The sequence below is a fragment of the Azoarcus taiwanensis genome (genome assembly GCF_012910885.1).
Lineage (GTDB): Bacteria > Pseudomonadota > Gammaproteobacteria > Burkholderiales > Rhodocyclaceae > Azoarcus_F > Azoarcus_F taiwanensis.
Genome location: NZ_WTVM01000018.1, coordinates 22868 through 42639, shown reverse-complemented (window position 1 = coordinate 42639; position 19772 = coordinate 22868). Strand labels below are relative to the sequence as shown.

16 protein-coding genes and 4 tRNA genes are annotated in these 19772 nt (G+C 61.9%); 14 read left to right on the top strand and 6 right to left on the bottom strand.

Annotated features, from left to right (window positions below; translation table 11 throughout):
* The coding region (locus GPA21_RS04820) for an AEC family transporter (protein ID WP_211163419.1) at positions 1-286 on the top strand (286 nt) is incomplete at its 5' end.
* Between the two features lie 12 nt (positions 287-298).
* On the opposite strand, the gene GPA21_RS04815 is transcribed toward GPA21_RS04820, so the two are convergent.
* The 3 genes from GPA21_RS04815 to GPA21_RS04805 all read right to left on the bottom strand — a co-directional run bounded on the left by GPA21_RS04815 (position 299) and on the right by GPA21_RS04805 (position 3801).
* Positions 299-760: a PhaM family polyhydroxyalkanoate granule multifunctional regulatory protein gene (locus GPA21_RS04815; RefSeq protein ID WP_168987079.1), complete on the bottom strand. Its 462-nt coding sequence runs from the start codon at positions 758-760 to the stop codon at positions 299-301.
* Positions 761-917: 157 nt separating this feature from the next.
* Entirely contained in the window at positions 918-2846 is a 1929-nt protein-coding gene (locus tag GPA21_RS04810; RefSeq protein WP_168987078.1) for an ATP-binding protein, read from the bottom strand.
* Entirely contained in the window at positions 2839-3801 is a 963-nt protein-coding gene (locus tag GPA21_RS04805; RefSeq protein WP_168987077.1) for an ABC transporter substrate-binding protein, read from the bottom strand. The genes GPA21_RS04810 and GPA21_RS04805 overlap by 8 nt, the downstream gene beginning before the upstream one ends.
* Before the next feature lie 289 nt (positions 3802-4090).
* On the opposite strand from GPA21_RS04805, the gene GPA21_RS04800 reads away from it, so the two are divergent.
* The gene (locus GPA21_RS04800; RefSeq protein WP_168987076.1) at positions 4091-4726 is read left to right on the top strand and encodes a response regulator; all 636 of its coding nucleotides are present in this window, start codon (positions 4091-4093) and stop codon (positions 4724-4726) included.
* A gap of 14 nt (positions 4727-4740) precedes the next feature.
* Here the strand turns inward: GPA21_RS04800 and GPA21_RS04795 are convergent, their stop codons facing one another.
* The 3 genes from GPA21_RS04795 to GPA21_RS04785 all read right to left on the bottom strand — a co-directional run bounded on the left by GPA21_RS04795 (position 4741) and on the right by GPA21_RS04785 (position 10050).
* The gene (locus GPA21_RS04795) at positions 4741-5445 is read right to left on the bottom strand and encodes a nucleotide-binding protein (RefSeq protein WP_168987075.1); all 705 of its coding nucleotides are present in this window, start codon (positions 5443-5445) and stop codon (positions 4741-4743) included.
* A gap of 99 nt (positions 5446-5544) precedes the next feature.
* Positions 5545-6369, bottom strand: a complete 825-nt coding sequence (locus GPA21_RS04790; RefSeq protein ID WP_339379821.1) for a class I SAM-dependent methyltransferase — start codon at positions 6367-6369, stop codon at positions 5545-5547.
* Positions 6370-6483: 114 nt separating this feature from the next.
* The gene (locus GPA21_RS04785; RefSeq protein WP_168987074.1) at positions 6484-10050 is read right to left on the bottom strand and encodes an indolepyruvate ferredoxin oxidoreductase family protein; all 3567 of its coding nucleotides are present in this window, start codon (positions 10048-10050) and stop codon (positions 6484-6486) included.
* 284 nt (positions 10051-10334) lie between these two features.
* On the opposite strand from GPA21_RS04785, the gene GPA21_RS04780 reads away from it, so the two are divergent.
* From GPA21_RS04780 to rpoB, 12 genes are all read left to right on the top strand, one after another.
* A tRNA-Tyr gene (locus tag GPA21_RS04780) sits at positions 10335-10419 on the top strand.
* A 68-nt stretch (positions 10420-10487) separates the two neighbouring features.
* Positions 10488-10561 (top strand) — tRNA-Gly (locus GPA21_RS04775).
* A gap of 24 nt (positions 10562-10585) precedes the next feature.
* Positions 10586-10660, top strand: a tRNA-Thr gene (locus tag GPA21_RS04770).
* A 75-nt stretch (positions 10661-10735) separates the two neighbouring features.
* Entirely contained in the window at positions 10736-11926 is a 1191-nt protein-coding gene (tuf, locus tag GPA21_RS04765) for an elongation factor Tu (RefSeq protein WP_168987073.1), read from the top strand.
* An 84-nt stretch (positions 11927-12010) separates the two neighbouring features.
* Positions 12011-12086: transfer RNA gene (locus GPA21_RS04760), tRNA-Trp, on the top strand.
* A 23-nt stretch (positions 12087-12109) separates the two neighbouring features.
* On the top strand, positions 12110-12457 hold the full coding sequence (gene secE, locus GPA21_RS04755) for a preprotein translocase subunit SecE (protein ID WP_168987072.1): 348 nt from the start codon (positions 12110-12112) through the stop codon (positions 12455-12457).
* 4 nt (positions 12458-12461) lie between these two features.
* Positions 12462-12995 carry a transcription termination/antitermination protein NusG gene (gene nusG, locus GPA21_RS04750; protein ID WP_168987071.1) on the top strand — a complete coding sequence of 178 codons (534 nt, stop codon included), beginning with the start codon at positions 12462-12464 and terminating at the stop codon, positions 12993-12995.
* Positions 12996-13089: 94 nt separating this feature from the next.
* Positions 13090-13521, top strand: a complete 432-nt coding sequence (gene rplK / locus GPA21_RS04745; protein WP_168987070.1) for a 50S ribosomal protein L11 — start codon at positions 13090-13092, stop codon at positions 13519-13521.
* 2 nt (positions 13522-13523) lie between these two features.
* On the top strand, positions 13524-14222 hold the full coding sequence (gene rplA / locus GPA21_RS04740; protein ID WP_168987069.1) for a 50S ribosomal protein L1: 699 nt from the start codon (positions 13524-13526) through the stop codon (positions 14220-14222).
* A 273-nt stretch (positions 14223-14495) separates the two neighbouring features.
* Positions 14496-15020: a 50S ribosomal protein L10 gene (gene rplJ / locus GPA21_RS04735; RefSeq protein WP_168987068.1), complete on the top strand. Its 525-nt coding sequence runs from the start codon at positions 14496-14498 to the stop codon at positions 15018-15020.
* Between the two features lie 51 nt (positions 15021-15071).
* Positions 15072-15455 carry a 50S ribosomal protein L7/L12 gene (gene rplL, locus GPA21_RS04730; protein WP_168987067.1) on the top strand — a complete coding sequence of 128 codons (384 nt, stop codon included), beginning with the start codon at positions 15072-15074 and terminating at the stop codon, positions 15453-15455.
* A gap of 167 nt (positions 15456-15622) precedes the next feature.
* Positions 15623-19756 carry a DNA-directed RNA polymerase subunit beta gene (gene rpoB / locus GPA21_RS04725; RefSeq protein WP_168987066.1) on the top strand — a complete coding sequence of 1378 codons (4134 nt, stop codon included), beginning with the start codon at positions 15623-15625 and terminating at the stop codon, positions 19754-19756.
* Positions 19757-19772 lie beyond the last annotated feature (16 nt).

The window sequence follows — 19772 nt, the reverse complement described above, 5'->3', positions numbered from 1 at the left end:
GGCGTTGCGCTGGGGGCGGATAGAAGGATCCTGGGCAGGCGCCGGGTGGATCGTGGTGGTCAAGCTCATGTTGCTGCCAGCGATTGCCTGGCTGCTCGGCCGCCAGCTTGGCCTGGACGGCATGATGTTCGAGCTCTTGATTCTTTTCGCGGCCTTGCCGTCGGCAAGTTCCGCCTACATCCTCGCGATGCGCATGGGTGGTGACGGACCAGGCGTGGCCTGGCTGATCTCGGTCACCACCTTGCTTGCGATGCCGACAATCGCGCTGTGGCTTCAGGTTATCTGAAACCTCTCCGTATCAGCTCTTGCCACGCGTCTTGCTGCTGCTTGCGCTGCGCGAAGTCGCGCCGCTGCGGCCTTTGGGTTTCGGCTTCTCATCGGGCTTGCTGCTGGCCTGCTCAGCCGGCTCGGCGTGCGGAGTGCCCATGAAGCTCCAGGGCCACATTGCAGCAGCAGCGGCAAACGGGTTGGCGTCGCCATCCTGCGCACCGGGTGCGCCACGGTGTTCGCTCGCCTGCTCGCTCATCGCCTTCACCGCAGCAAGGGCGGCACGCTGCATCTCGAGACCCTGGGTCGTCATCTGCAACATGTTCAGATTCATCTTGAGCCAGTGTTCGACTGCCTTGAGATCCTGAATGCGCTTGTCGAGCTCGTCGATATCCAGAGTGGGTGTCACCATCCCGGGTAGTGGAAAGCCCATGCTGTTCCACATTTTGCTCACGAACTCGAGTGGATCCTGGGCGCTATGCTCTTCGGACATCGTAGGTCTCCGGCTACATCCTGTATCCCGATAGTACCCCATCATTCTCAATGCAGGTATCGATCCCATGATCCTGGAAGCCGCGGTTGAGCGCGTAGCGGGCTCGCCCGTTTGCCATGGCCCATCCAGTGCAGGAATCCGAGTTCATGCGGGGTGATCAAGGGTGGGATGAGTCACTGCGGTTGATGCTGCGGCTGAGAAAGGCTCGCAGGCGCGCGGGGCGAACCGGTTTGTGCAACAGCGGAAGGCCCGCCTCCTGGCAACGCGCGAGCACTTCCGGTGCGGTGTCGCCGCTGACCAGGGCGGCGGGCAGTTCATTCCCGAAACGGGAGCGCAAGGCGGCCACCGCTTCCACTCCGGAGCCTTCGCCAAGCCGGTAGTCGCTGACAATGATCTGTGGTGCTTCATCGGTGGGCAGGTCGGCGAGGAGGTCTTCCAGGTTGGTTCCCATGTGCACGATGCATCCCCAACTGCTGAGCAGGCTTTCCATTGCGGCCAGTACCAGCGGGTCGTCCTCGATCAATGCCACCCGAACCCCTTCGAGGTCGCCAGGTTCGCGATCGTCGGGCTGCTGCGATGCGGTTTCACTGCTGTCATGCGAAAGCGGAAGGGCGATTGAGAAGACTGCGCCCCGTCCAGGGGTTGATCGCAACGCCAACTGCAGTTGGAGTAGATCGCTCAGCCGACGCACGATCGCGAGGCCGAGGCCGAGCCCCTGGTCGCGGGCACGCCCTGGGTTGCGCAGTTGCACGAACTCCTGAAAGACGATGCCTTGGGACTCTGGCGCGATACCCGGTCCATTGTCGCGCACTTCGATGACAACGCTGTCCCCGCGGCGTCGGCAGGCGACCAGTACTCGCCCGCCGTCTCCGTGATGAATGGCGTTGCTGACAAGATTCACGATAATGCGCTCGATCAGCATCGGGTCGCTGCTGACTTGGCAGTCGATCGTCCTAAAGCGCAGGGTGACCCCGTGCTCGGAGGCGATTTTTTGCTGCAATCCGGCAATTCGTTCGAGCAAGGGTTGTAGCGAGAAGCTGCGGATGGACGGTTTCAGCACGCCGGCATCCAGCTTCGAGATGTCGAGCAGTCCGTCCATCAGCGTTTCCATTGCCGTTGCCGACGCGGCGATCTGATCAAGGAGCTGGCGCGTCTGGGGGGCGAGTTGGTGCTGACCGAGCTCGGCGATGAACAAGCCGAGGGCGTGCATCGGCTGGCGCAAATCGTGGCTGGCTGCGGCGAGAAAACGTGACTTGGCCATGTTCGCGAATTCGGCTTCTTCCTTGCGCGCACGGAGCTCGGCGGTTGCCTCGGCAATGCGTTGACTCATCTGCTGATGCATGGCCGAGAGCTCACTGGCCATCTCATTGACCCCTTCGGCGAGCGTCCGCAGGCTGCCGCCACCGACGATTGGAACGCGGTCTTCGAAACGTCCCTTTCCGATACTGCTTACCGTCCTCGCAACTCGTCTGATCGGACCGCTCACATCGCGACTCATTCTGACCGCCAGCATCAGCGCAGCGAGCAGGACGGCGGCGACAGTGGCCGCGCCGGTGGCAAGCAGTTCGGTTCGCTGTGCGTCCAGACGCGCAAGTGACAGGTCAAGCACGATGTAACCGAGCGAGGTGGGGCCGCCATCCGGATCCGAGTCGATCGATATCGCCATGAACTCATCGCCGATATCGATGCGACCGGGTTGAATCGGCTCGGAAATACGAAGCACGTCACCGTGCCTCTGTGCAGCGGAAAGGTCTGGCAGGAGTGTTAGCGTGGCCGACACTTCGAGTGTGCCGCTCTGTGCAAGGGTGTCGCCGAACCGGTCGAAGACTGAAACACCCAGAACGCCCTCTTCCTCGAGCAGTGCATTGGTCAGTTGCTGCAATGCGTCCCGGTTGCCGGAAAATACCGCGTATTCACTTGCGGCTGTCAGCTGCCGGGTAAACGCGCTGCCACGGTTGTAGTAGCTTTCCTCCAGGTCTGCCAGGCGAACAGTGGCGTAGAAGCCGGTCAGCAGAACTGCAAGCACCAGCGTTGGAAGCACCGCGACAAGTATCACGCGGGCGCGAATGCCCCAGTTTTCAGTCACGCTCGCCCCCCCCTTCGAGCAATCGGAGCCTGGCCTCGATCACTCTGGCCGAGTTCAGTCGAATCCCGAGCGAGCGGGCTACCGTCTGGTTGATGTCGACTTCGAAGGCAACGGGATAACGGGGCGGCGGCATGGCATTGCCATGCAAGACTGCGGCCACCGCCTCGGCCGCTTGAGCGGCGACTTGGGCCGGATGGGAATAGACGGCAAGCAGCGCGCCCGCGCGCACATAGGCCGCTGAAAAGCCGACGAGGGGCGAGTTGCGGCGATAGGACGTCAGGAGAATGTTCTGTATCGTCCTGCTGTTGTACAGGTCGCGGTCCGGAACCGCGATCAGCAGTGCCGGACTCTCGAGGGTCTGTTGAAGCGCGCGGAACAACTCTCGGTCTGAGTTGATGTCGCTGCGTCGCACCGAAAGGCCCGATTGCCTGGCCTCGGTCTCGATCGCCATGCTCAGTTCACGAGTGGTCGGCCCGCTGATCAGAGCGAGGTTCGTCCAGTCGGGCAGCGCCTCGCGCAGCAGGGCGATTTGTCTGCGCACGGGCTGATCGAGAAAGACCGCGGTGATGCGCTTCATTTCGTCAGCGCTGCGACCGCTGTGAATCTGCGCGAAACTGTGGCTCGGTAGCAAGGTGTTGACCACCACGGAGGCTTCTGCTCCCGTCCCGACCTCGGCGGCGGCTTTTGCGCCGATGGTGACAATCACGCGTGTTGTGGCGGCCGGAACGGCCTCGTCCCATTGCCGCACTTCGATGCTTGGTGAAGGCTGAAGCCCCCCGAGTTCGGTCAGCAGTATGTCGATGGTCTCCTCGTAGGCGCCGCCACGTTCGCTTGGGACGATCAGGACCTCAACGGCTGCGCCGGCCTTCGACGCGGTTTCGGCTGCGGCCACCGGGGCGAGCGAGATCAGAAGCGAGAGCAGCAGCAGGAGAAGATGACCGCCCGGGTGTCGCATGGGTTGCTCAGAACGCTTGCAGCTCGTGGGAGTTTCGGCAGTCGATGCCCACGCCCGTGCCCGTGTCGGGGCGCGCGCAGAGTTCGCCGGATCGAAGCGAGGGGGCCTGCTTCCGTTCCTTTCTCATGCGGCACAGTCGGTGCAGAACGGAGAGATCGGGGTGCATTCGAAGTGTTCGGTATATATGATACTCGCTGCAACATACCGGATTTGCCGCAGGATGCAATCAGCAACATGCATGCTATGCTCCGGGCATTGACCGGCCGGTGGCCAACGTTCGAGGTACGGTGTGACGAGAATACTCATTGTCGAGGATCATGCGCTTGTACGGGAGGCGATGTCGCAGACTCTCGCCCGCCTGGAGCCTGGGCTGGAGTGTGTCGAGGCGGCATGTTCCGAGCAGGCCATTGCGATGCTGGAACAGCACGACGACTGGGATCTGGCAGTAGTCGATCTCATGCTCCCTGATCTGAATGGGATATCCCTGCTTGGCATCATGGCCAAGCGCTTCCCGGATGTGCCGGCGGTCGTTGTTTCCGCCTTCGACGATCAAGCGTCGGTTCGCCGCGCGATGCGTGCCGGAGCCTCGGGTTTCGTGTCCAAGGCGCGCAGCGGTGAAGTGCTGCGTGACGCGGTTCGCAATGTACTTGATGGTGGCGTCTATTTCCCTGACGGTGAGCCCCGGGTCGCCGCGGGCGCGGCGCGCAGCGGCGGGTCTCTCGCCGAGCGGTTCGGCCTGACCGCCGCTCAATGCAGAGTGGCGGAGCTGCTCGGTCAGGGGAAGACGAATCGCGAGATAGCCGAACTGCTCGGCCTGTCGGAAGGGACGATCAAGGTGCACATGTCCGCAATCTTCCGTGCAATGAATGTGCGTAACCGTGCCCAGGCTCTGGTGTTGATCTCGCGACGCAACAGTCGTCCGTAAGCGCGCCCTGCATTTCAGTCCGACCTGGCGCCGACGGAGAAACGCAGCGGCATGTCTTCGGCGCCCAGGCGCATGTCCGTCACCGGGCTCTCAGGCTCGTCCATCGTGTCCTGAAACTCAATCTCAAGTACTTCTAGAATCTGCCGAGCAACGGCACGGCAGGCGTTGGCCAGCGGTGTCGGCAATTGTTCGGGCACGTTCTTGTGCAGCAGCAGCTTGCTTGCCGACAAGGCATTGACGGGTTTGAGAATGCGGTGGCTGTACGGACGCATCATGCGGCCGACAGTGCGGTCGGCGTTCTCACGCTGCCAGGGGTTGGTCGGCCACTGCGTCGGAACCGCATAGGCCCGCGGGAACATCTCAAGATCGCGGATGACCGTCCGGATATCCTCATGCGACTCGCGAAACGGTAGCAGTACGATATCCGACAAGGCGTAGAGCTTGCGGTCCATTTCGGTTCGGTTGCCGCCGCCGTCGATGACGCCGATCCAGTTCTCGAGCGTTCGTAGCTTGTCGACGACTCGCGTGAGCGATTCGCGCGTGCGGGCGTCGGCCGTGATGTAGCGACGGCCCTCAGGGTGGAGCGGTTCTCGACTGGTGTCGGTGAGTATGCACGCAGAGCGGTGGCCAAGCAGCCCCAAGCCCTGGCAGAGCATGTGGGACAGGGTGGTCTTACCGGTGCCGCCCTTGTTTCCAATGACGCAGATGATTTCAGCCATGGCATCGATTCCTGGAACGCCTGATTGGTTTGCCGATGGAGCGGAATTATGCGTGGTGGGGCGGCGGCGAATCGAGGGAACACACAGCGTTTACCACAGCTATTCGACCGACTTGGCCCCGCTTCTTTCTTGTGCCCGATCTACAGTGTAGACAAACAGGCGCGTGCCGCGTTTGTCTCCAACTTCCACGATTCGTTCCGGTCGCCAACCCGGCACCTCGAAGCTGTTACTGACCAACAGGGCGCCGGGTTTGAGTTCGCGGCGCGCCTTCTTGCCGACCTCGGTCATCGGCACCGGCGAAAGGAATGCATAGATGATGTCGTACTCCGCCCATGAATGGCGGAAGAAATCACCCCGTTGCACGCACAGCGCCCTGCGCGAACGGGCCAGAAGACGTGCGATCAGGAAGGGCGCCGGAGCGGATTCGATGCCGACCAGGCGGGCGTCCGGACGCAGCTCGGCCAAGGGTAGAAGCAGGGCTCCGGTACCGCTGCCGATGTCCAGCAGACTGGCACCCCTTTGTTGTGGCAGCAACTCTGCCACCGCTTCTGCCGTTTCGCGATTGCTGAGAAACAGGGGGACGCCGGTACGGAAACTGCTCCAATAGATGAGGCCGAGCGCGACGAAGCCGCCGAGATACCAGGCAGGTGCAAGCGCCAATGATCTTGCCGCGAACAACAGTGGCGAGAAGAGGAGGTGGATCGCAACCCACCAGATGTCACTGCGCAGCGACCACGCTATTGCGGCGGCACATAAGGCTTGTGTGCCGACCACAGCCCAGACGTCATGTGAAACAAGGCCGGTTCGGGCGAGTAGCAGTGCAAGCGCCCAGCCGCCGGCCTGTGCGGCGGCGGCCTTGGCCAGCGCGGGCAGGCGGTCGCGTGGCACGGGCTGGTCGACTGGCGGATGTTCCTGATGGGTCACCGGGTATTCGGCAGAGTGTTCTCGAGCGGTAAACGATACCTCTGCCGGCATGTGTCGGGGTGGTTCACCGCCGGTTTTTCTTTGCCATGGCGACCTAAACGGGCTCCGCGTTCGTCAGGCCGATCGGCGCCCGGCACCGGCGGCAGGCGTGGTGTCCTCCCGCCAGCGCTCCAGCAGCTTTTGCCGAGATTGCTCGGCTCGTTGATGGCTGCGCAGCTTGATCGGCCCGAAGCCCCGCACAGCGTCTGGCCAGGTGGCGATGTCGACTGCCAGCGGCAGGCGCAGAAAACTCAGCCCTTCTAGCAGTTCGGCTATGTCGTTCTCGTACTGCGCGATCAGCGCCCTCTCCATGCGGCGCTCGTCAGTACGCCCGAAGATATCCCAGCGCGTGCCGCGCAGGTGCTTCATTCGGGCCAGCAGGCCGAACACACGGCGCATCCAGGGCCCATAAACCCGCTTCGGAATGCGCCCGGTGAGTGGGTCTGGTCGGGAAAGGAACGGCGGCGCGAGGTGGAAGCGCACTTCGTAGTCGCCGTCGAAGACGTCTTCGAGTTGCTTCCAGAAAGCCGGGTCGCTGAAGAGGCGGCCGACTTCGTACTCGTCCTTGTAAGCCATCAGTCTGAACAGATTGCGCGCGACCGCGGTGCCCAGGCGTGTCGATCTGGGGTCGCCGGTGACGCGCAATTCGGCCTCGCGAACCTTTTCGACCAGATTGCGGTAGCGGACTGCGTAGCGTTCGTCCTGATAGGCTGTGAGCGCTGCGACTCGCCTCTCGATGGTCTCGTCGAGCGAGTGCACCTTGATCGAGACAACCTCGGCCGGGCTGGCGAACCGTTCGACCGCCTCCAGACGGTGAGCGGCGCGGCGCCCCCAGAGAAAGGCTTTGCGATTGGTCTCGATGGCAACCCCGTTAAGTTCTATCGCGCGCATCAGTGCGTCGTGACTCACCGGGACCATGCCGCGCTGCCAGGCGAAACCGAGCAGGAAGAGATTGGTGGTGATGGCGTCCCCCATGAGACGTGTCGCCAGGTGCTGGGCGTCGAGCGTGTCGAGGCCCGTGGCTGAGCCATCGCTGGCGACCGCTTCGCGAATGCCGCTCAGCATCCTGTCGAGCGGGAACTGCCAGTCGGGGTTGCGAGTGAATTCGGATGTGGGCGTTTCCGCGCAGTTGACAACCACCCGGGTGCGACCTGCTGCCATCTTGGCGAGCGCGTCGGTGCTTGCGGTCACGACCACATCGCCGCCGATGACCGCGTCCGCTTCGCCGGCGGCAATGCGCACCGCATGCAGGTCCTGCGGGTCATCGGCAAGCCGGATATGACTGAAGACCGAACCGCCCTTTTGCGCCAGACCGGTCATGTCGAGCACCGTCACACCCTTGCCGTCCAGGTGGGCTGCCATCCCGATCAGCGCGCCGATGGTCACCACGCCGGTACCGCCGACCCCGGTCACCAGGATGCCGAACGGCTGTCGCGTGGCCGGGAGCTCGGGCATTGGCAGGTCGTCGAACATCGACTCGTCAGCCGCGAGCGCCTGTCCCTTGCGCACCGTGCCACCTTCGATCGTGACGAAGCTCGGGCAGAAACCGTTCAGGCAGGAGTAGTCCTTGTTGCACGAGGACTGGTCGATCTGGCGCTTGCGACCGAATTCGGTCTCGACGGGCAGTATCGACATGCAGTTGCTGACCCGGCCGCAATCCCCGCAGCCTTCGCACACCGCTTCGTTGATGAACACGCGACGGGCCGGATCCGGGAACAGGCCTCGCTTGCGGCGCCGGCGCTTCTCGGCTGCGCATGTCTGGTCGTAGATCAGCGCGGTGACCCCCGGTGAGGCCCGCAGGTCGCGCTGAATGGCGTCCAGTTCGTCCCGGTGCCGTATTGGTATATGAGGGATGTCCGCCGGCCCGTAGTGTCGCTCGGTACCGTCGGTGACGACGACGATGTTGCTCACTCCCTCTGCCTGCAGTTGCTGAACGATTCGAGGCACAGTCAGGATGCCATCGACCGGCTGGCCGCCGGTCATCGCGACCGCGTCGTTGAAGAGGATCTTGTAGGTGATATTGACGCCCGCGGACACAGCCTGGCGGATCGCGAGCAGTCCCGAGTGGAAGTAGGTGCCATCGCCCAGATTGGCGAAAATGTGCTGCTCACTGGTAAAGGGCGCCTGACCGACCCAGGGTACGCCTTCACCGCCCATCTGGGTGAAGGTGCCGGTACGCCGTTCGGGCATCCAGGTCACCATGTAGTGACAGCCTATGCCGGCGAGTGCCCGGCTGCCCTCGGGTACATGGGTCGACGTGTTGTGCGGACAGCCCGAACAAAAGGTTGGTACTCGGTCGATGGCGATGGTGCGTTGGGCGAGCGCCTCTTCCTTGGCCTCGAGAAACGCCAGGCGGTCCTTGATGGTTTCGGAGGTGAAGAATCGTCCCACGCGTTCGGCGATGACGCGCGCAATCATTGCCGGCGTCAGTTCGCCGGCAGCCGGCAACAGCCACTGGCCGTGGTCCACCGTCCCGTCCACCTGGATGATCCGCGCCCATTCGCCCTTCTCGTCGAACTTGCCGACGACCCGAGGGCGCACGTCCTCACGCCAGTTGTAGAGCTCTTCCTTGAGCTGGTACTCGAGCAATTGGCGCTTTTCCTCGACCACCAGAATTTCGTCGAGCCCTTCGGCAAAGTGTCTTACGCCATCGGCCTCGAGAGGCCAGACCATACCGACCTTGTAGAGTCGTATGCCGATCTCGGCGGCGAGGGCGTCGTCGATGCCGAGGTCGTCGAATGCCTGCCTCACGTCGAGGTAGGACTTCCCTGAAGTGATAATGCCGAGCCTGGGTTGCGGCGAGTCGATGACGATGCGGTTGAGCCGGTTCGCACGACAATAGGCCAGGGCCGCGTATAGCTTGTAGTGCAGCAGTCGTCGCTCCTGTACCAGCGGTGGGTCCGGCCAGCGAAGATTGAGTCCGCCCTTGGGTAATGCGAAATCGTTCGGTATGACCACTTCCACCCGCTGCGGATCGACGTCCACCGATGCTGATGTCTCGACCGTGTCCGCGAGTGCCTTGAATGCGACCCAGCAGCCCGAGTAGCGCGACAGTGCATAGCCGTGCACCCCGAGGTCGATGTATTCCTGCACGCCGGCAGGCGCCAGCACCGGCATCATCATCGACTTGAAGAAGTGATCGGTCTGGTGCGGCAGGGTGGACGATTTTGCCGCGTGATCGTCGCCGGCCACCACGAGCACACCGCCATGTCGGGAGCTTCCAGCGGCATTGCCGTGGCGGAACACGTCGCCGCAGCGGTCCACTCCAGGGCCTTTGCCGTACCACATCGCAAACACACCTTCGTGTCGCGCCTGCGGCGAAAGGTTCACCTGCTGGGATCCCCATACCGCCGTCGCGGCGAGATCCTCGTTGACGCCTGGCTGGAAAACGATGTCGTGGTCCGCCAGATGCTCGCGCGCTTTCCAAAGCGTCTGGTCAAGCCCGCCAAGCGGGGATCCGCGATAGCCGGATACGAATCCCGCGGTGTCGAGGCCCTCGGCCCGATCCCGCTCGCGCTGGATCATCAGCAGCCGCACCAGCGCCTGATAACCACTCAGGAACACCCGGCCGGAAACAAGATACTTGTCCTCGAGGCTGACTGCGGCGGGTGCCTCAGCAGTCTTCGCTACAGAATCAGACATGAACCAACCTCCTGTGAAGCGTTGGTGAGGTATCGGCCAACCGCGCCTTGTGGGTGAAGTCCGCCGGCGATGCAACTGCCCGTGAGCCCAAACGCAGTCGCGTGGCCCGGACCGCGTTCGCAACTTCGAGCCTAATCAAAACAGAAGCCGCATCAAATACATGGATACCCTGAACCGGTTGAAAGTGCCCGATCTGACGGCCACCTGTCGATTCGCCACAATCACATCCGACAAAAAGTTTGACATCCGGCCTGTGCTCCTCTATAGTGCGGCGCTTCTCGCTTGGAGGGGTACCCAAGCGGTCAACGGGAGCAGACTGTAAATCTGCCGGCTCAGCCTTCGAAGGTTCGAATCCTTCCCCCTCCACCAAGCTTCGCGAGCGAGTCGGCTAGTTTGCCGGTCGCGGTGTGGCGTGTTGCGGGTCGTCTGCGTTGTACGCGGGTGTAGCTCAATGGTAGAGCAGAAGCCTTCCAAGCTTACGACGAGGGTTCGATTCCCTTCACCCGCTCCAGGCAAGGTGCTGAAGATTTTTCGTGCCCATGTAGCTCAGTGGTAGAGCACTCCCTTGGTAAGGGAGAGGCCACGTGTTCAATCCACGTCATGGGCACCACTCTCTTTGGTCCGCTGCGCGACTGTCGAAGTGACTTTGATCCGGATTTACTGAAACTGAACTAGGGGTTCCAAGATGGCTAAAGGCAAGTTTGAGCGGACGAAGCCGCACGTGAACGTTGGCACGATTGGCCACGTTGACCATGGCAAGACGACGCTGACCGCGGCGATCACCACGATTCTGTCGAAGAAGTTCGGTGGCGAAGCCAAGGGTTACGACCAGATCGACGCGGCGCCGGAAGAGAAGGCGCGCGGCATCACGATCAACACCGCGCACGTCGAGTACGAGACGGAAGGTCGTCACTACGCGCACGTTGACTGCCCGGGTCACGCGGACTACGTCAAGAACATGATTACCGGTGCGGCGCAGATGGATGGCGCGATTCTGGTGTGCTCGGCCGCTGATGGTCCGATGCCGCAGACCCGCGAGCACATCCTGCTGGCCCGTCAGGTCGGTGTGCCGTACATCATCGTTTTCCTGAACAAGTGCGACATGGTCGACGACGAAGAGCTGCTCGAGCTGGTCGAAATGGAAGTGCGCGAGCTGCTGTCCAAGTACGACTTTCCGGGCGACGACATTCCGATCGTCAAGGGTTCTGCGCTCAAGGCACTCGAAGGCGACCAGTCGCCGATCGGTGAGCCGGCGATCATGGAGCTGGCCGCTGCGCTGGACTCCTACATCCCGACGCCCGAGCGTGCGATCGACAAGCCCTTCCTGCTGCCGATCGAAGACGTGTTCTCGATCTCCGGTCGCGGTACCGTGGTGACCGGTCGTGTCGAGCGTGGGATCGTGAAGGTTGGTGACGAAATTGAAATCGTCGGCATCAAGGCGACCACCAAGACCACCTGCACGGGCGTGGAGATGTTCCGCAAGCTGCTCGATCAGGGTCAGGCTGGCGACAACGTTGGCGTGCTGCTGCGCGGCACCAAGCGTGAGGAAGTCGAGCGTGGTCAGGTGCTGTGCAAGCCGGGTTCGATCAAGCCGCACACCCACTTTACCGGTGAGGTGTATGTGCTGTCGAAGGAAGAGGGTGGTCGTCACACGCCGTTCTTCAACAACTACCGTCCGCAGTTCTATTTCCGTACGACCGACGTGACTGGTTCGATCGTGCTGCCGGAAGGCACCGAGATGGTGATGCCGGGTGACAACGTGTCGATGACGGTCAAGCTGATTGCTCCGATCGCGATGGAAGAGGGCCTGCGCTTCGCGATCCGCGAAGGTGGCCGTACCGTCGGCGCCGGCGTGGTGGCGAAGATCGTCGAATAAGCTTCATCGGAAGAACTGTCGCAGCGACCCGAAGGTTCGCCTTCGGGTCGCGGCGCCTAGATCTTCCGAAGTAGTCTCTGCTGCAGGGGTATAGCTCAACTGGCAGAGCGTCGGTCTCCAAAACCGAAGGTTGGGGGTTCGATTCCCTCTGCCCCTGCCATTTTTCCTCATAGCAACGAATCCATGGCCGATAAGATCAAGCTGGTACTGGCACTCGCCCTTATTGGGGCCGGTATTGCCGGCTTCTACATTCTTTCCGACATGGCACTGGTCGTGCGTGTGCTCTCTGTGCTCGTCGGTCTTGGTGCCGGTGTTGCGGTGGGCTGGCAGACAGAGCTCGGTCAGCGGTTCGTGGCGTTTGCCCGCGAAGCGATCGTAGAAACCAAGAAGGTTGTCTGGCCGACCCGAAAGGAAACGGTTCAGTCTACCGGGATGGTTTTCGCGTTCGTCGTTGTTATTGCCATCTTCCTCTGGCTGACCGATAAGAGCCTCGAGTGGGTGCTTTACGATCTCATTCTGGGTTGGAGATAAGGACATGACGAAGCGTTGGTATGTCGTCCATGCCTACTCGGGTTTCGAGAAATCCGTGCAGCGTGCATTGGTCGAGCGCATCGCGCGCGCCGGCATGCAGGACTCCTTCGGCCAGATTCTCGTCCCGGTGGAAGAGGTCGTGGAAATGCGCGGTGGTCAGAAGAGCATCACCGAACGCAAGTTTTTCCCTGGTTACGTGCTCGTCGAGATGGATATGAACGACGAGTCGTGGCACCTGGTCAAGTCGACACCGAAGGTCACCGGTTTCGTGGGCGGTTCCGCCAACAAGCCGACACCGATCTCCCAGAAGGAGGTCGACAAGATCATGCACCAGATTCAGGAGGGCGTCGAAAAGCCCCGTCCGAAGGTGCTGTGGGAACTTGGCGAGGTCGTGCGTGTCAAGGAAGGCCCTTTCACCGACTTCCACGGATCCGTGGAAGATGTGAACTACGAAAAGAGCAAGCTGCGGGTGTCGGTGACCATTTTCGGTCGCGCGACGCCTGTCGAACTGGATTTCGGTCAGGTCGAGAAAACCTGAGCGCGCGGCCTTGGCCGCGAGCCGACGCGAGTCGGCATTGAGGAGCGTCGCCTGCGAGCGGCGCGATTGCACTCGTTATTTGGAGATCGCCTAAATGGCAAAGAAAATCATCGGCTACATCAAGCTGCAGGTGCCGGCCGGCAAGGCCAACCCCAGCCCCCCGATCGGTCCGGCGTTGGGTCAGCGCGGCCTGAACATCATGGAGTTCTGCAAGGCGTTCAACGCCAAGACGCAGGGTCTCGAGCCGGGTCTGCCGATCCCGGTCGTCATCACCGCGTTCGCGGACAAGAGCTTCACCTTCATCATGAAGACGCCGCCTGCGGCGATCCTCATCAAGAAGGCGGCAAAGATCACCAAGGGTTCGCCGAAGCCGCATACCGACAAGGTCGGCAGCCTCACGCGTGCTCAGGTCGAGGAGATCGCCAAGACCAAGATGCCGGATCTTACGGCGGCTGACATGGAGGCGGCGGTGCGCACCATCGCCGGTTCTGCCCGCAGTATGGGCATCACGGTGGAGGGTCTCTGATCATGGCGAAGGTTTCCAAGCGTATTCAGGCGCTGCGCGCCAAAGTCGACCGCAACAAGGTCTTCCCGGTCTCCGAGGCGCTGGCTCTCGTCAAAGAGTGCGCCACTGCCAAGTTCGACGAATCTATCGATATCTCGATCAACCTCGGCATCGACGCCCGTAAGTCGGACCAGCTCGTTCGCGGCTCGGTCGTGCTGCCTGCAGGTACAGGCAAGACCGTGCGCGTTGCGGTGTTCGCTCAGGGCGAGAAGGCTGAGGTGGCCAAGGCCGCTGGTGCAGATGTCGTCGGGTTCGATGACCTCGCAGCCGACGTGAAGGCCGGCAACATCAACTTCGACCTGTGTATCGCCACCCCCGACGCCATGCGTGTGGTGGGTCAGCTGGGCCAGATCCTCGGTCCGCGTGGCCTGATGCCGAATCCCAAGGTCGGGACCGTGACCATGGACGTCGAGACGGCGGTCAAGAATGCCAAGGCCGGTCAGGTTCAGTACCGCACCGACAAGGCGGGCATCATCCATGCCACGATCGGACGCGCCTCCTTCCCGGTCGAGGCGCTGCAGCAGAACGCAGCGGCGCTGGTTGATGCGTTGGTGAAGGCCAAACCGGCCTCGTCCAAGGGTCTCTACCTGCGTCGTATCGCGGTTTCGAGCACCATGGGTGCTGGTGTGAAGGTCGAGCCGACCAGCGTTTCGGCTGTTTGATTATTCGGGGTGGCGAATAGCCACCTCTTTGGACTTTGGGCTGTCGTCCGCAGGCTGGGCGGCAGGTTGTCAAAGACCGTTGGGGAGCAGGGTTGCCGCAAGACAACGTGCTCTTAATCTGAGTAGTACTTCAGCCCAACGCAGATGGCGTAACCCGAACCAGGATTTACGGCGTCCGGCTCCGTCCGGCGCCAAGCTCCTGACGACGGTCGCCTTGGTTGTCCGCTTCTCTGCTAGCGCTCGGAACGGACGTTTTACTAAAGGGAGATGACCTTGGGTCTCAATCTTGACGACAAGAAGGCAGTTGTCGCCGAAGTATCCGCCGAACTCGCGGACGCACAATCGGTGATCGTCGCTGAGTACCGTGGTCTCGAAGTCGGGCAAATCACCGCTCTGCGCGCTCAGGCGCGTCAGTCCGGTGTCTATCTGCGCGTTCTCAAAAACACCCTGGTTCGTCGTGCTGTAGAAGGCACGTCGTTCGAAGGTCTGGCCCAGCACATGGTCGGTCCGCTGATCTACGGAATTTCCAAGGATCCGGTGGCCGCAGCCAAGGTGCTGCAGGATTTTGCCAAGACCAACGACAAGCTCGCCATCAAGGGCGGTGCGATGCCTGGTTACGTCATGGACGCCGCTGGCGTCAAGGCGTTGGCGTCGATGCCGAGCCGTGAGGAACTGCTTGCCAAGCTGTTGGGAACGATGCAAGCGCCGGTCGCGAAATTCGTCCAGACCCTCAACGAGGTTCCGGGCAAGTTCGTGCGCACCGTCGCTGCCCTGCGCGATTCGCGAGAGACTGCGTAATTATCCAGGCGGGTCCCGCGTGGGCTCGCCAATATGAATCAGGAGTAGAAAATGGCTCTGTCCAAAGCTGAAATTCTGGAAGCAATCGGTAGCATGACCGTCCTCGAGCTGTCCGAGCTCATCAAGGACATGGAAGAGAAGTTCGGCGTGTCCGCCGCTGCCGCCGCGGTTGCCGTGGCCGCTCCGGCCGCTGGTGCCGGCGCTGCTGCCGCTGAAGAAGAGAAGACCGAGTTCGACGTGATCCTCGTCGCCGCTGGCGAGAAGAAGGTTGAAGCGATCAAGGTCGTCCGTGCTGCTACCGGCCTGGGCCTCAAGGAAGCCAAGGATCTGGTCGACGGCGCACCGAAGCCGGTCAAGGAAGGTGTTTCCAAGGCCGACGCTGAGGCGCTCAAGAAAGATCTCGAGGCTGCCGGCGCCAAGGTTGAAATCAAGTAAACCTGCTTTGAACCGCGGGGCTGGCGACCTTTTAGGGCGCCAGCCCTTTCGTGCTTTGTATTTGCCGAGAAGGCAGAACGGAGCGCACCGAACGTGTTCTCACCAGAACACGGCCTTCGAGTGTTGCGTTCTGTCTCTTTGACGTCTGACCTCTAGCCGGAGCACCCATGGCGTATTCCTACACCGAAAAGAAACGTATCCGCAAAAGTTTTGCCAAGCGCAGTTCTGCGCGGGACGTCCCTTTCCTGCTCGCCACGCAGATCGACTCCTTCGTTTCCTTCCTGCAGGCCGACCTGCCTGCGGAGCAGCGGGCCAACGAAGGCCTGCAGGCTGCCTTCACGTCGATCTTTCCGATCGTCAGCCACAGCGGCAATGCGCGCCTCGAGTTCGTCCAGTACATGTTGGGCGAGCCCGCCTTCGACGTCAAGGAGTGTCAGCAGCGCGGCCTGACCTATGCTGCTCCCCTCCGGGCCCGCGTGCGCCTGGTCATCCTCGATCGCGATGCGCCCAAGGAGACCATCAAGGAGGTGAAGGAGCAGGAGGTCTACATGGGCGAGATTCCGCTCATGACGACGACCGGCTCGTTTGTCATCAACGGTACCGAGCGGGTCATTGTGTCTCAGCTGCACCGTTCGCCGGGCGTGTTCTTCGATCACGACCGTGGCAAGACGCACTCGTCCGGAAAGCTGTTGTTTTCGGCACGCATAATTCCGTATCGTGGCTCGTGGCTCGATTTCGAGTTCGATCCCAAGGACTGCCTGTTCTTCCGCGTCGACCGTCGTCGCAAGATGCCGGTGACCGTGTTGTTGCGCGCGATCGGCATGAATGCCGAGGAAATCCTCGAAGCGTTCCACGACTTCGACACCTTCCGTTTGCAGGGCGAAGAGATCGAGTTTGCCCTCGTGCCAGAGCGTCTCCGCGGCGAGGTGGCGCGTTTCGACATCGCCGGGCCGGATGGCAACCTGATCGTGACCCGCGAGAAGCGGATCACCGCCAAGCACATCCGCGACCTCGACAAGGCCGGAATCGAGCGGATTACCGTGCCGGAGGACTTCCTCCTTGGACGTGTTGTCGCTTGCGACCTGGTTGATGGCGAGACCGGCGAAATCGTCGCGCGGGCCAACGACGAGATCACCGAGGATCTGCTGGCCAAGCTGCGGGTCGCTGGAGTGAGCGAGGTGCCGACGCTATACATCAACGATCTCGATCGTGGTGGCTACATCTCCCAGACTTTGCGCATCGACGAAACCGCCGATCAGTGGGCGGCACGCGTCGCGATCTATCGCATGATGCGCCCGGGTGAGCCGCCGACCGAAGATGCGGTCGAAGCGCTGTTCCAAGGGCTGTTCTATTCCGAAGAGCGCTACGACCTTTCGGGCGTTGGGCGCATGAAGTTCAATCGCCGCGCCTTCCCCGAGGTCATCGACGAGCGCGCGCCGGGCTGGCTGCAGCGCTTCTACGAGCGGGTCGGATCGCGCACCGAAGAAGGCGCCGGCACGCTCTCGAACGAAGACATTCTCGCGGTGATCGGCATTCTCGTGGAACTGCGCAATGGCCGCGGCGAAATCGACGACATCGACCACCTCGGCAACCGTCGCGTCCGTTCGGTGGGTGAACTTGCCGAGAACCAGTTCCGCGCTGGTCTGGTGCGTGTCGAACGTGCAGTGAAGGAGCGCCTGAGTCAGGCGGAGTCCGACAACCTCATGCCGCACGATCTGATCAACGCCAAGCCGATTTCGGCCGCAATCAAGGAGTTCTTTGGTTCCTCGCAACTGTCGCAGTTCATGGACCAGACCAACCCGCTGTCGGAGATCACCCACAAGCGCCGCGTCTCCGCGCTCGGACCGGGCGGTCTGACACGCGAACGCGCAGGCTTCGAGGTGCGCGACGTGCACCCGACGCACTACGGTCGCGTGTGCCCGATCGAGACGCCTGAAGGTCCGAACATTGGCCTGATCAACTCGCTCGCGGTGTATGCACGGACAAACCGCTATGGCTTCCTCGAGACCCCGTATCGGCGTGTCGTCGATGGCAAGGTAACTGACCAGGTCGACTATCTGTCCGCGATCGAAGAAGGGCGCTTCGTGATCGCTCAGGCGAATGCCGAGGTCGATACAGAAGGCCGTTTGCTGGGTGATCTGGTGTCGTGCCGTTTTCAGGGTGAGTTCACCCTGTCTTCGACTGAACAGATTCAGTACATGGACGTTGCGCCAGGGCAGATCGTTTCGGTTGCCGCTTCGCTCATCCCCTTCCTTGAGCATGACGATGCGAACCGCGCGCTGATGGGCGCGAACATGCAGCGTCAGGCGGTTCCCTGCTTGCGGCCCGAGAAGCCGCTGGTTGGCACCGGCATCGAGCGCACCGTGGCGGTCGACTCGGGCACCGCGGTGCAAGCCTTGCGCGGTGGCGTAGTGGATTATGTCGATGCCAACCGTATCGTAGTGCGCGTGCACGATGCCGAAACCCTCGCCGGTGAGGTGGGTGTCGACATCTATAATCTCATCAAGTACACCCGTTCGAACCAGAACACCAACATCAACCAGCGTCCGATCGTCAAGGTCGGCGATGTCATTGCCAAGGGCGATGTGGTGGCCGACGGCGCGTCGACCGATCTCGGCGAGCTGGCCGTCGGTCAGAACATGCTGGTCGCGTTTATGCCGTGGAACGGCTACAACTTCGAGGATTCGATCCTGATCTCGGAGCGTGTGGTCGCTGACGACCGCTTCACTTCGATTCACATTGAAGAGTTGACCGTCGTCGCGCGCGATACCAAGCTCGGGCCCGAGGAAATCACGCGAGACATCGCTTCACTTGGCGAAGCCCAGATGTCCCGTCTCGACGAGTCGGGCATTGTTTACATCGGCGCCGAAGTCGAGGCCGGTGACGTCCTCGTCGGAAAGGTCACGCCGAAGGGCGAAACCCAGCTGACGCCGGAAGAGAAGCTGCTTCGCGCGATCTTTGGCGAGAAGGCCTCGGACGTGAAGGACACGTCCCTCCGCGTTCCGTCGGGCATGAACGGCACCGTCATTGACGTGCAGGTGTTCACCCGTGAGGGCATCGAGCGCGACAAGCGTGCACAGTCGATCATCGACGACATGCTGCGCAGCTTCAAGACCGATCTGGCCGACCAGATGCGTATCGTCGAGCGCGATGCCTTCGATCGTATCCGTCGTCTCATCACCGGCCAGAAGGTCAATGGCGGTCCGCGCAAGCTGGCGAAGGGGAGCGAGGTCAGCGAGGCCTATCTAGACTCGCTCGAGCCCTACCACTGGTTCGATATCCGCATGGCCGACGAGGAGCTCGCTGCTCAGCTCGAGGCGATCCGTGAGGGCCTGGAAAAGACCCGCAAGGACTTCGAACTCGCGTTCGAAATCAAGAAGAAGAAGCTGACCCAGGGCGACGAGTTGCCTCCGGGTGCGCAGAAAATGGTCAAGGTTCACCTCGCGGTCAAGCGTCGCCTCCAGCCCGGCGACAAGATGGCCGGACGCCACGGTAACAAGGGCGTGGTCTCGCGCATCGTCCCGGTTGAGGACATGCCCTACATGGAAGATGGCACCCCGGTCGACATCGCGCTGAACCCGCTGGGCGTGCCGTCGCGGATGAACATCGGCCAGATCCTCGAAACCCACCTCGGGCGGGCCGCCAAGGCTCTCGGCCAGCGTATCGACGACATGTTGCGTCGCAATGCCTCTGCGACCGAAGTGCGTGAGTTCCTGGATGCGCTCTACAACCGTGAAGGCAAGCCGGAGGAGCTCGACGCGCTGAACGATGCTGAAATCGTGGAGCTGGCGAGCAACCTGCGCAAGGGCGTGCCCTTCGCGACGCCGGTGTTTGACGGCGCCAAGGAGTCCGAGATCGAAGCGATGTTCCAGCTTGCCGGTCTTGACACCAGCGGTCAGGTCACCCTGTACGATGGTCGCACCGGGGACGCTTTCGATCGCAAGGTGACCGTGGGCTACAAGCATGTGCTGAAGCTTCACCACCTCGTCGACGACAAGATGCACGCTCGTTCCACTGGCCCTTACTCGCTGGTTACGCAGCAGCCCCTGGGCGGCAAGGCGCAGTTCGGTGGTCAGCGCTTCGGCGAGATGGAAGTCTGGGCGCTCGAAGCCTATGGCGCCGCGTACACGCTGCAGGAAATGCTCACCGTCAAGTCGGACGATGTCACCGGCCGGACCAAGGTCTACGAGAACATCGTCAAAGGCGAGCACAAGATCGATGCCGGCATGCCGGAATCCTTCAACGTGTTGGTGAAGGAAATCCGCTCGCTCGCGATCGACATCGATTTGGACAGATATTGAACCGGGTCACAAGCCC